Here is a 10,852-nt window from a genome sequence, read left to right as displayed (position 1 = left end):
GTGAACATGTTGGAGGTGGACATGATCCGATTCTTGCGAGTCACCGATCTCCGATCTGCGGACACCCATGCCATCCCGGCCTATCTATTCCTCCCAGAGTCCCCCCGGGGGGGGGCGGCGGTCGTTCACGGCTATGGAGGGTGCAAGGAGCAGATGCTGGGGATCTCGGCGCGCCTCGCGGAGGAGGGATGGGCCAGCCTGGCCATCGACATCCGCGGACACGGTGAGCACCCCGCCCCCTTGGACGAGAGGCTGCTGCAGGATCTGGAGGCGGCCCTGGACTCCCTACGACGCTACGGGAGGGTGGTCGCCCTAGGGCACAGCCTGGGCGGGCGCCTTGCCCTGATCTCCAGCGCCGACCTCGTTATCGCCATCTCTCCCGCCGTGGCCAGCCGGCCTTCCGAGGAGGGAAGGCAGATGCTCCTCGCCTTTGGGTCCACCACCGTCCGGAGCCCGAGTCCAGACTATATTCTGGAACTCCTTCGGAAGATGGAGCAGGTCCAGGAGCCGACCCGGCCGGTCCTGCTCCTTCACGGGGACCAGGATATTCCGACCCTCATCGAAGGGATTCGTGGCCTGGCAGGAGACCTCCCCCAGGGAACGTTGGCGGCCGTCACCGCCTTCCAGCACCCTGAGGCCTCCCTCAGCCCTGCCATCCTGCCCTATCTCAACCGATGGTTCAACCACCTGGACCTGAAGTTCAACCCCGACGTCTTCCAGCGGGCAGTGGCATGGCTCAAGGTCCAAGAGGGGAGCGGATAACTCGGTCGCCTTGACACGTGAATTGAAGACACCTAAGCTCAAGGGATACAGGAGGGAAAAGGGAGCTGTGGAGTGGATCGAGATTCGAGAGAAAAAGGTCTTCCTCTACCGGGATGGGTCACCCCCCACCCTTAATCGAGAGGTTCCGCTCGAGGATTTTCTCCGGCAGGTGGCCGCCTCAGCCCGTCGTCCCGGTCGAGGGCACCATCTCCTCCTCCCCCCCGGCACTCGCATCGCCAAGCTGGAAGGGGCGGTCAACGTCCTCTGCATCGAGCAACCGCCACAGCTGCGACTGATCCGCTGGAGCGATACCCCTATGGGGAAAGGGGGGGAGTACCAGACCCACCGCCTCGCCTTCCCCTATATTGTCTATCTTTTCCTCTTCTTCCAGGGAAGCTTCGAGGAGATGCGCGTCTACTATCGGACCGCCCCGCTTCAGAGCCCGAATGACGTCTTGCTGATGCCGAATCTCTGGAATGTGCAGGCCGACCCCGGAAAGCTCTCGGCCTGTCGTGCCTGTCTCAGAGGCCGACGCTTTGATCTCTGGGGGGATCCTTTGGCCGACCAAATACGGGTCCTGTTGGACCACTTCTGGGGCACCGGCTTTAACACCGACATCGAGGGGAATTGCTTTGAGCGTGCCCGGGTCCTCGACCCTCGCGTCGCCTCGCTCGAGGCGTGGAAAGACGCTTCAGGGGCCGATCCCCTCTTCCCCCTTGCACTCAGCTGGGAGCCGCTCGAGCCGACCGTCGGGGAAGTCATGGATCGCCTCGTCCAGACCGGTCCCCAGCCGCGTCAGGCCATCGGCGAAGCCTCCGACCTGGCAGACCTGATCTATCGCATTCCCGAAGCCAAATAGTGCCCCTCCAACTAAATCTCCCTCAGCACAGCAAGCTTCCGCGAGGGGCACTGAGGGGTTGTAGGGGAGAGACTCCCCTATGCTTGGGGGGTGCTCAGCGAGGCTAAAGTCGAGCGCCGAATCCCGAAGGCTTTCGGGACTAGCGGACGTGACGCACCAAGGGGGGATTGTTAGCGGGAAATAGTTGGTGCGGCACTAGGGGAGAGAAGAGCACAGGGCGGGGTGGGGTTTTCACCTTCAACAGGTGAAGCATCCCTTATACTTCACGTATGAGGGATCGATTGTCGCCACGGAGGAGACAGAGCCGATCCACTGCTTCTTGATGCTGGGCCAGGATCACTTTACCGTTGAACTCAAGTCCCTGGAGCCGCATTTTCCCCGAGGAGCTCATGCAGGGCTGGGTGGCCCATTTGGGGAACCCGGCCTACGGCCCGATCACCCACTCTCGGACAGGAGAGATCGAAGAGCCCTTTGGCGAGATGATCCTGACCGCAACATGGCGCTTTCCCCCCGAGGACCGCGATATTCTCAGGGCCAGGGTCGAGAGCTTCCTGGAAAAAAACACTTGATAAAGATCTATGTGCTATATTATAAAACAAGGTTTGAGAGGGGAATCCTCGTAGGATGGATCCCATGAAGCCCGACCGACGCCGGAGCCGACTTGGCGACACCGCGCGGAGCGAGCGAGGAAGACGATGATCACAGGGCAGGAGCGGAAACGCATGGAAGAGCGATTCGGGGAGATCGGGGAGGGCCTCACCGAACTCACCATAGAGGGGAAGCGGTACGATCTGTATCAACTGCTCAAGGTCATGGGATTAGACCACGCTGACATCCGCCCCATCGACGCCCACGTCGTCGACGCGCCCAACCGCTTCGCCATCCGGTACTTTGACCTGGAGGACCGGTGCATCGTCGCCTACGAGTTCGACCCCGAATTCCGGTATCTGGGGGAGGTTCGGGCCCATATAGACGAATGGATGGGAAATGACTACTACGACTTCCCCTGGTCCATCTCTTGCCCCGACTCCTTCTGATCCCTGCCCCAAGGAAACGTGGCGGATCCAGGGGATCGGATGGGAGAGACGCGGGTTCGCCTATGAGGGGACCGCGAAAAACGACCAGGAGGACCTTTCCTTCTCCCTCCGTTACCATGAAACCCACTTGGCTCTAGAGATCTATTCGTCCCGACCTGCCGCCTTTCAGCTTGTAGAGCACCTGAGCAAAACCCTGGGAAAGCCAACCACCGGCCCCGATCTTCTCAACATCGGAGAGCTCAGCGACAGCGACGGGGAAGTCCCCACCTATACGGTTTGGACTTTTCGCCCCGACGAAATCGCCATCGTCCGGGAGATCCTGCAGAAAACCTTTCCCCGATAACGTTGGGTGTTGGGGATTGCGTTTATTGGGTTTATAGGGTTTGTTGATTAACAACTCGGCCAGGGCTGCCAGCGGGCTCCTGACTGGTGCCGGCGGACAAATCGTTCTTACTACTGATCGCTGACAACCGAGAACTTATTGCTGATAGCTGGCTGCTGACAGCGTTATTAGCCGGTCGTCGGCCATCGGTCAACGGTCGTCGGTCATCGAGGTGCAGAGATGGACGAGCATCCACGGATCGCCCCCCAGCGAAAACACCTCGAGAGACAGGCGGAAGATCTCCTAGAACGAGTCCCCTTCATGGAGGATGAAGAGCTGCGGTGGACCCTTCGGTTTCTCAGAGATTGCCTCCCCCCTATGGAGCAAGCCGAGATGCTCCGGGACTACAGTGAGCATCTCGATCTCCATCAGATGCGGCAGATGGTGGAGCAGTTTGTCCCCCGGTACACGGACCATGCCCTTGAGGCCCTGGAGGCCAAGCGGTTCACCGCAGGACAGAGCCTTCGGGATTTGACCGATGAAGAACTCCAGGGGATCTCTGCGGCAGAGAAGTGGGATCTTTTCCTGCAAGATTCCACTGCCTTACACCCGTATCAAGTCCGGCGAGAGCTGGCGCGCCTGTTCATGTGCCTCAATTTCGACCTTTTTCATGACACCCTCTCGGCAGAAGCGGCGATCGAATTTAGCGCCTACCTTGACCTCGTGGAACGTTTCGGCGCACTGTCGGATCAGGCGATCGAGGAGCTGAAAGAGCAGGCCATCGCTGCCTTTCGAGGCCTCAATGTTCGGGACGTCTCTGCAGTGGAGGCGGCGTTGGCCACACTGCGGGAGGCCATCGGCGGGGCAGCAGGTCTCAATCCGCCCTTCGATTCCCTCTTCAGCGAGCGGATGGAGCGATGGCCCGCGAGCGCTCCAGAAACCCTCCCGGACGTCTTAAATCCGGAAATTAAGGCCGCCGTCGAGGCGATGAATCTCGAGCAGCTGCAGACCTCTCTCCGGGTTCTGATGGAGTTGATGAGCCTGGAAGAACAACAACGGGAGCTCGAGCCCCTCAAGGGAAAATATCGTTCCCTCACTGATATCCCCGCCGAGGAGCTCAGCATCTTCCTTCCCCAACTCTCCATGCGGTTAGGAGACAGGAATGTCTGCGACTTCGCTCTTCGATACCGGTCAGGCCGTCTCTGGGCTCGGGAAAAGATGAGTCCGCAGGCCTGGAAGCTCCTCCCCTTCCAGGACAAATTCATGGTGCTGGAGGCAGATAACAATGCCATGGACCTGCTGCAGGCCTCCCGGCACCTGACTCGCCTCTTGCTCACCGACGGATACGAACGCCTCTTTGATCCTGCCTATCAGGTTGCCCTGACACACGAGCCTCTGTATCGCCGCGTCCTCGACTACTGCATGACGGAGCTTCAGGACCGAGACCAGCTGCAGCGGGTGAACCGCCAAGTCACCAGAATGATGCAGGAGCTCGAGGAACTCGTGCCGGAAGGGGAGAGAGCGGGTCGGTTTCCGGATGTCCGGGAGGTCATCGGGAAAATCCTCAAAATCGAACCGACCGCCGAGTAGCGATAATGACGCACGAACGAACACCGCGGGAGAAGGCAGAAACCCTGGAGGCTCGCGCCCAGGCCCAAGAGGCGGAAGGGGACGGGGTCGGTCTGCTCGAGACTCTTGCAGAACTCGCAGGTCTGCTGACGGAATTGCAGGATGAGCCGAAAGCCCGAAGGACCCTGAATCTGGCCTACCAAGTCGCCCAGACCGCCGAGGATGAACCAAAGATTGCCCAGGCCTTTCACCAACTGGGTCTACTCTACCATCTTCAAGGAGGCTGGGATCGGGCGCTGGAAATGTTTCACCGGGAGCTGACGTTACACAAGAAGGCTAACGACCTGAGTGGAATCGCCACGACTCTGGGGAGTATCGCCGAGGTGTTTCAGGGCAAGAGAGAGTTTCGCAGGGCTCTACAGATTTACGAGGAGAGTCTTACGCTCAGGATGGAACTTCAGGATGAGCGGGGACTGTCCCTCACCTGGAACAACATCGGGACGGTCAAGGCCCGGATGGGAGACATCCCCGAAGCCCTCGAGGCTTTCGAGAAAAGTCTCCAGACGCAGGAGAAACTGGGGGATTCCCTCGGGAAGGCGGTGACCTTGACTAACATCGCGAGTCTCCACCAGCGCCAAGAAAACTGGCACGAGGCACTCCGGGGCTTCGAGCAGAGTCTCGGCCTTTATGAGATGGCGGGAGATACCCTGGCGTTGGCGACCACCCTGAACAATCTCGGCCTGGTTCGACGTCGCCTGGGTGACCTGGATGGGGCTTGCCAAAGTTACGCCCGGGCCAGGGACCTGATGCTGCAGCTAGGGGACTACCTGCGGGTCACCGTCCCCATTCACAATATGGCCATGATCGACGAGGAGCGTGGGGAGTACCGGGACGCCCTCCGCCTCATGCAAGAGGTCATCAACATCGACAAGCGGATCGGGCACCCGGACCTGAAACAGGATCTCGAGACCTTTGGCCGCATCCGGGAGAAGCTCGACCGAGAGCGAGACCAGCGGCAGTCTGTTTAGCCGCTTTTCATCCCCCGTAACCCCTCTACGACAAGGGTGAAAACTCTTGATTCTCGCGATGTTTTGTCGTATGGTGCCCTCGAAGATGAGGGTTTAAGGTGGCTCGGTGAGGAGATCAAGATCGACGGTGAAGGTATGGGCTCCAGGACCACCAAAAATCGCCCCCATCCCGGGGACGCGAGGTGGACGGGGGCGTCTCGAAGGTGCTAGGCCGTGCACTACAGGTATCGACTAACGTCTCGGGAGAAGGCCCGCGTCACCTCCGCCCTGCAGGACCTTCTGGGGTTTCGCGAGGAAGTTCTCTTCGCCTATCTCCACGGCTCTTTCATCAACGGGAACAGATTCCGCGACCTCGACGTGGCGGTCTACCTCCATGGCCGCCTCACGCGGCGGGCCTCCCTGCAGTACCAGGTGACCCTCGCCAAAGACTTGAGCCGGGCGTTACGGCTCCCGGTCGATGTCACCGTCCTCAATGTGGCTCCCCTCGGCTTGAGGCACAACGCCGTTTCCGGCCGAGTCCTCCTCTGTCGCGAGAACGGGACGCGCACGCACTTTGCGGATGGAGTCTGCCAGCATTACGAGCGGATCCGTAAGACGGCGCGCCACGCTCTTTTCAGCCTTCTTTGGGGAGATCTGACAGCGCGCCGCCTCACCAAATGGCGGCGCTAAACCCCTCTGCACCTTCTGCCCTCTCTGTACCTGCTGCACCTGCGCCTATCCCTTCCCGATGATACGACTATCCAGCTCTTTCTCGGCCTCTCGCAGCGTCTTGAACGGCCAACGCCTCGCCACTGTCTCCTGTTGATGACCACACGCGGTGCAGCGCATCACGAAGACAGTCTCGACGTAATAGTGGCCGCAGTTGGGATCGGCGGGGTCATCGGCTAAAGTAATCCGCTCGAAGCCGTCCAGCCGCTTGAAATGATCACTCCCCTCCTTGCCACACCGCTTACAGCTCATGGGATCTCCTGCTCACTGACAGCAAGTCCCCACTGGCTGCCTGGCTTCCTCAAAGAGATGAAGCGTCCCCTTGGCCCGCTCCAGGTCCCGCTGAGCCTGGATCTCGGCCAGTCGCACTTTCCAGAGATGCAGGTCAAACGCCTGAGGATCCGCCGTGTAAGCATCGATGAGGTCCCGGTAGAATTTAACCATCCGGCCGATGAGGTCGAGGGCGTACTCCCGCCCCTGGACCTTGAGGGTGTGGACCCCCATGTCGATCAGGTGGGGAATGTCGTCGAGGAGGAAGAAGGCATCATTCTTGAGGGCTACCCGGTCCGCCCATAAGTCCTGATTTCCTCGCCAGAGGCTCCAGGCCTCGAGACAGACACGGTAATCCAGGCCGCCGCGATTCGGACTCCCCTTGAACTGGTCTTTGCCGGTTTCATCTTGGCTCCGCTCGAGGCGATGGTAAGGTGACATCCAGCACTTGCCCAGATAGGTATAGCAGTTGTTGGCATGGATCAAAACTTCAACCCCCACCTCGATCTCGCGCCGCACCCTGAGCTCTTTGAGTGAGAGCTTGGTATCGGCAACCACCTGGCTGACCCCGATCTCACGATACCAGCGGATATCCTCGTCGTTCAGGATGTTGGCCCCGATGCTCGCGTGGATCGTGACGAGGGGGAAGGCCCGGTGGACCGCCGCCATCACCCCCACATCACTCAGGATCACGCCGTCAATGCCGTCGCCCACCCAAACCTCCATCCGTTTGAGCAGTGTGGAAAGCTCCGAAGAGGCGGGATGCGTATTGACGGCTGCCCGAACCTTGGCCCCACGGGCATGGGCAATCCGGACCGCCTCTCGAAGGGCCTCATCGGTCAGTTCATAGGCATCCCGCCTGCGGCTCCACCCTTTGGGCCCCACGTAGAGGGCATTCGCCCCGTTGTCCACGGCCGCCTTGACCATTTCAATGCTGCCCGCCGGCACGAGTAGTTCGACCATCGTCTCCTCCTTTTCACCTCGCTGTCAGCAGTCGGCTATCAGCGGTCAGCTTATGACTCTTAGCTGATGGCTGACAGCTGGCGGCTGACTGCCGATGTAGAGTTGCCCTGATTGACCGAAATAGAAGCCGTTACACAGCCCCACCTTTGCGTGTGCCTGGATTTTTTGCCACCACGCCTCGCGAATCTCGTATACACCGCTGAAGGCCTGTTCGAGGGCTTCCCGGTAGACCATGCCAATGTCACGGCGGTATGCAGGATCCTCCGAGATCGCCTCAATCCTGAAAAAGCGAAACCCACCCGCCACCAGACGGGGCAGATACTCGAGCATACAGACATCCCGGCCGCTCAGGACTCCCTTCCCCGTTGACTTCATCGCCCAATCCCCTTGACGGAGAAACAAGTCCTGCTGACAGAGATCCGGACACTGCATCCCCCACGCCTTTTCATACTCCAGCAGGAAGCAATAGTCGGAGATCCCTAACGGCATCTTACCGTGGACCAAAATCTCAAGGGGGAGACTGGTGCTGTGGGCCATCCCTTCGATCTCCTCCAGGGAGAGCTCGTAGTTGGGAGTCACCCGGGTCCCCCCGTAGTCTCGGAGGACCAATGCCCCCATATCGGTATAGACATTCGCAAACCCGCCGATGTGGATCGAAAGTGCGGGAAACTCGTTCCGGAGGATCCGCACCACCCCGAGGTTGTGCGCTTCAACGGCGTCCACCCCCTCCTCTGTTGCCACGGCGATTGCCTTGCGGATTTGCGGGAGAAAATAGTTGCGGGGGGCTGCATACGTGGTGAGATATACCTTGCAACCTGCCTCTCGGCAGTGGCGGATCCCTGCCCGGAGATCGTCCAGCTTCTCCAAAAAGTTGGCCTCGTAATCCCGGCAGTAGAGATTCCCCAGATAGACCGCATCATACGGACTCAAATCCGAGGCCACCAGATCTTTCATATTCGAGATTGCCATATTCAGCTCAAACAATTCTTGTGTCACGGGGAACCTCCACACGGGTCCAACGTCCAAAGTCCGATGTCCGAAATCTGGAACGAAAAAAAGCTGACGGCTGATTGCTGATCGCTGACTGCTGTTTTCATCGTCCCACCACCACCCACGAGGGCGGCAGCTCAAATGGCGGCACCTCCAAGACCTGCCGTCCCTCCCGAACCTGATCAATGGCCATGCGGAATCGCCGGACCATGGGAAAAATGAGCTCTGGGGGGAGGCTTCTTCCCTGAAGTTTGATCACGTCCACCCCAGCGTCGAGGTAGGCGCCGACCTCTGGAGCCCGACTCACCTGTCGGGCGGGCAGCATCCGCTCCTCCTTTTTTTGTCCATTCAGATAGAGACCCCAGGGATGCTGGCAGACCTTGAAGCAGACCCCCGCCCCGCCTCGCTTGATCGATCCCGTGAGACGCTCACCGTCAGCCGGCATCTCTGGCATCGGAGAGGGGTTCGTCCGAAAGTAGCTGGGCATCCAGCACTTCCCGAGCTGGTGAAACTCATCTACCATGTGGATCATGACCTCGATCTGAGCCTTGACATAAGGTCGCATCTCGGCAATCTCTGCCGGATGTACCGTTCCCGGCAGGACGATGCAGCTCGCACCGATCTCCTCAAGCAGGGCGACATCATCCACATTGAGGGCACCACACCCAATGCTCGCGGTGAGGGGCAGCTCGGGAAAACACCGGTGAATGTACGCAAGGATGCCAGGGTCGTTCAGGATGACCCCCGTGATGCCCCATCGTTTGAGTTCCGGGAGGCGCTCAAGGAGGTAGTCGATCTCACGCCCGCGGGGAATGGTGTTAAGGGCCAGCTGAACGGCTGCCCCCTTCTGGCGAGCGAGGACGAGGACCTGTTCGAGCTCTCTGGGGGTAAGCTCACCGCGTGCTCCCCCTCGGCTCCACCCTTTGAGCCCGACATAGATCGCATCCGCCCCTGCGTCCAGGCCGGCCTTCGCCGCCTGCACGCTCCCCGCCGGAGCTAGGAGAACTGGGCGCCTAGTGAGCTGCATGCGCAACCTTCGTCTGTTCGGCCAAGAGAACGAACTTCGCGGCAGAATAGCATCGTAAGTCGAGCCCGTCAAGCGGAAATTCAGGGCCTGGGCTGGCCACCCATGATACGAGTAATCAGCCCGGAGACCTCGCGGAGTTTTCGTCCGCAGTGGGCCAGACGACGGGGTGGGAGAAGAGAGGCAAACCCAATCACCCCGAGGGCCAACGCCACGTCCCCCCGGTGGTCGAAGATAGGGGTCGCCACCGCATTGACCCCCTTGGCGATTTCTCCAAAGCTCTCGGCAAACCCCTGACGCCGGTCTATGGCCAAGGCTTTCTTCATCTGGGGTTGTCCCTTTCGGCGGTCCGCCTGCTCTAAGACTCCTTGGGACCACAGATGATCGAGATCCGATTCGGGTACGTAGGCGAGAAAGCACCGTCCCAGGGCCCCCTGGCCTAGCGGGAGGGCTTGACCGATGGGTATCGTAATCCGGAAAGCATCCTGAGCCTCGACTCGATCAACGATAATGACCCGATCCTGGAATCGCTGACCCAAGAGACAGGTGAGGTTCAGGTCTTCGAACAGGTCTTGCAGGAAAGGTTTTGCCACCTCAGCGCGACTTGTGGCGATCGAAGCCGCACCCCCGAGTTCGATGAGGGCCGAACCTAAACCGTACTTCCTCGTCCCTTCGTCGTAGGCCAGCAGGTCATGACCGGAGAGAGCCTTGAGGATATTGAAGCAGGTACTTTTGTTGAGATGAAGTGACCGGCTCAACTCTGATACCCCCCACGGACGGTGGTTCCGATCTTTCAAGAACTTGAGGATCCGGACCGCGCTCTCGACCGCTGGAACCCGATCTTCCGCCATTAATACCCTCTTATTGTTCTATATATAGAACGCAGTTCTCCAGAGTAAACAGCGGAGCGCCCTCGTGTCAAGGAAAAAAAGAAGGGACCCGATCCGGGTCCCTTCTTCTCGACTCTGGAAATGTTGCCTCTACGCGTTAGCCTGCCTCGCGCTGCCTCAACACGCGCCGCAGGAGCTTGCCTGTCCCGGGACCACCAGGCCCCGGCGCCCGCGGCATCTTATCAATAAACTCGATCTCCCGTGGCAGCTTATAGACCGCAACCTTGCCCTTGCAAAACTCAATGAGCTCCTGCTTCAGATCCTCCGAGCCCTGCTTACCCTCTTTGAGGTGGACGTAGGCCTTGGTTTTTTGGCCCATCATCGGGTCTAGAACCCCGACGACCCCCGCATCCGCCACCGATGCGTGGGTGACGAGGACGTCCTCGATCTCCTCCGGCCCGATTCGGTAGCCGGAAGACTTGATCAGATC

General features: G+C 59.8%; 14 protein-coding genes. 8 read left to right on the top strand and 6 right to left on the bottom strand.

Annotation, left to right across the window (positions count from 1 at the left end; genetic code table 11):
• The 8 genes from O6929_04790 to O6929_04755 all read left to right on the top strand — a co-directional run.
• On the top strand, nt 1–762 hold a 762-nt coding region (locus tag O6929_04790; protein ID MCZ6479714.1), incomplete at its 5' end, for an alpha/beta fold hydrolase.
• 22 nt (nt 763–784) lie between these two features.
• On the top strand, nt 785–1,621 hold the full coding sequence (locus O6929_04785) for a hypothetical protein (GenBank protein ID MCZ6479713.1): 837 nt from the start codon (nt 785–787) through the stop codon (nt 1,619–1,621).
• A 389-nt stretch (nt 1,622–2,010) separates the two neighbouring features.
• Entirely contained in the window at nt 2,011–2,190 is a 180-nt protein-coding gene (locus tag O6929_04780) for a hypothetical protein (protein ID MCZ6479712.1), read from the top strand.
• Between the two features lie 126 nt (nt 2,191–2,316).
• A complete protein-coding gene (locus O6929_04775) occupies nt 2,317–2,658 on the top strand; it encodes a hypothetical protein (protein MCZ6479711.1) in 342 nt (113 codons plus the stop codon).
• Nucleotides 2,609–3,001: a hypothetical protein gene (locus O6929_04770; GenBank protein MCZ6479710.1), complete on the top strand. Its 393-nt coding sequence runs from the start codon at nt 2,609–2,611 to the stop codon at nt 2,999–3,001. The genes O6929_04775 and O6929_04770 overlap by 50 nt, the downstream gene beginning before the upstream one ends.
• A gap of 219 nt (nt 3,002–3,220) precedes the next feature.
• Complete coding sequence (locus O6929_04765) at nt 3,221–4,570, top strand: hypothetical protein (GenBank protein MCZ6479709.1); 1,350 nt, start codon at nt 3,221–3,223, stop codon at nt 4,568–4,570.
• Nucleotides 4,571–4,575: 5 nt separating this feature from the next.
• Nucleotides 4,576–5,577 (top strand): tetratricopeptide repeat protein, encoded by a 1,002-nt coding sequence (locus O6929_04760; protein MCZ6479708.1) that lies wholly within the window; start codon nt 4,576–4,578, stop codon nt 5,575–5,577.
• A gap of 213 nt (nt 5,578–5,790) precedes the next feature.
• On the top strand, nt 5,791–6,246 hold the full coding sequence (locus O6929_04755) for a nucleotidyltransferase domain-containing protein (GenBank protein MCZ6479707.1): 456 nt from the start codon (nt 5,791–5,793) through the stop codon (nt 6,244–6,246).
• A gap of 45 nt (nt 6,247–6,291) precedes the next feature.
• Here the strand turns inward: O6929_04755 and O6929_04750 are convergent, their stop codons facing one another.
• The 6 genes from O6929_04750 to O6929_04725 form a co-directional block, all read right to left on the bottom strand.
• Entirely contained in the window at nt 6,292–6,537 is a 246-nt protein-coding gene (locus O6929_04750; protein ID MCZ6479706.1) for a hypothetical protein, read from the bottom strand.
• Between the two features lie 12 nt (nt 6,538–6,549).
• Nucleotides 6,550–7,518 carry a U32 family peptidase gene (locus O6929_04745; GenBank protein MCZ6479705.1) on the bottom strand — a complete coding sequence of 323 codons (969 nt, stop codon included), beginning with the start codon at nt 7,516–7,518 and terminating at the stop codon, nt 6,550–6,552.
• 45 nt (nt 7,519–7,563) lie between these two features.
• The gene (locus O6929_04740) at nt 7,564–8,514 is read right to left on the bottom strand and encodes a U32 family peptidase (protein MCZ6479704.1); all 951 of its coding nucleotides are present in this window, start codon (nt 8,512–8,514) and stop codon (nt 7,564–7,566) included.
• A 97-nt stretch (nt 8,515–8,611) separates the two neighbouring features.
• Complete coding sequence (locus tag O6929_04735; GenBank protein MCZ6479703.1) at nt 8,612–9,490, bottom strand: U32 family peptidase; 879 nt, start codon at nt 9,488–9,490, stop codon at nt 8,612–8,614.
• A 125-nt stretch (nt 9,491–9,615) separates the two neighbouring features.
• Entirely contained in the window at nt 9,616–10,383 is a 768-nt protein-coding gene (locus O6929_04730) for an IclR family transcriptional regulator (protein MCZ6479702.1), read from the bottom strand.
• Nucleotides 10,384–10,519: 136 nt separating this feature from the next.
• Nucleotides 10,520–10,852: hypothetical protein (locus O6929_04725; GenBank protein ID MCZ6479701.1), on the bottom strand; the 333-nt coding region annotated here is incomplete at its 5' end.

This window comes from Candidatus Methylomirabilota bacterium, assembly GCA_027293415.1.
Lineage (GTDB): Bacteria > Methylomirabilota > Methylomirabilia > Methylomirabilales > CSP1-5 > CSP1-5.
This window is presented reverse-complemented; position numbering and strand designations above follow the sequence as displayed.

Coding starts and splice junctions, on each gene's coding strand:
- O6929_04780 (MCZ6479712.1), top strand. CDS start 2,011: ATGCAGGGCTGGGTGGCCCATTTGGGGAACCCGGCCTACGGCCCGATC.
- O6929_04775 (MCZ6479711.1), top strand. CDS start 2,317: ATGATCACAGGGCAGGAGCGGAAACGCATGGAAGAGCGATTCGGGGAG.
- O6929_04770 (MCZ6479710.1), top strand. CDS start 2,609: ATGACTACTACGACTTCCCCTGGTCCATCTCTTGCCCCGACTCCTTCT.
- O6929_04765 (MCZ6479709.1), top strand. CDS start 3,221: ATGGACGAGCATCCACGGATCGCCCCCCAGCGAAAACACCTCGAGAGA.
- O6929_04760 (MCZ6479708.1), top strand. CDS start 4,576: ATGACGCACGAACGAACACCGCGGGAGAAGGCAGAAACCCTGGAGGCT.
- O6929_04750 (MCZ6479706.1), bottom strand. CDS start 6,537: ATGAGCTGTAAGCGGTGTGGCAAGGAGGGGAGTGATCATTTCAAGCGG.
- O6929_04745 (MCZ6479705.1), bottom strand. CDS start 7,518: ATGGTCGAACTACTCGTGCCGGCGGGCAGCATTGAAATGGTCAAGGCG.
- O6929_04730 (MCZ6479702.1), bottom strand. CDS start 10,383: ATGGCGGAAGATCGGGTTCCAGCGGTCGAGAGCGCGGTCCGGATCCTC.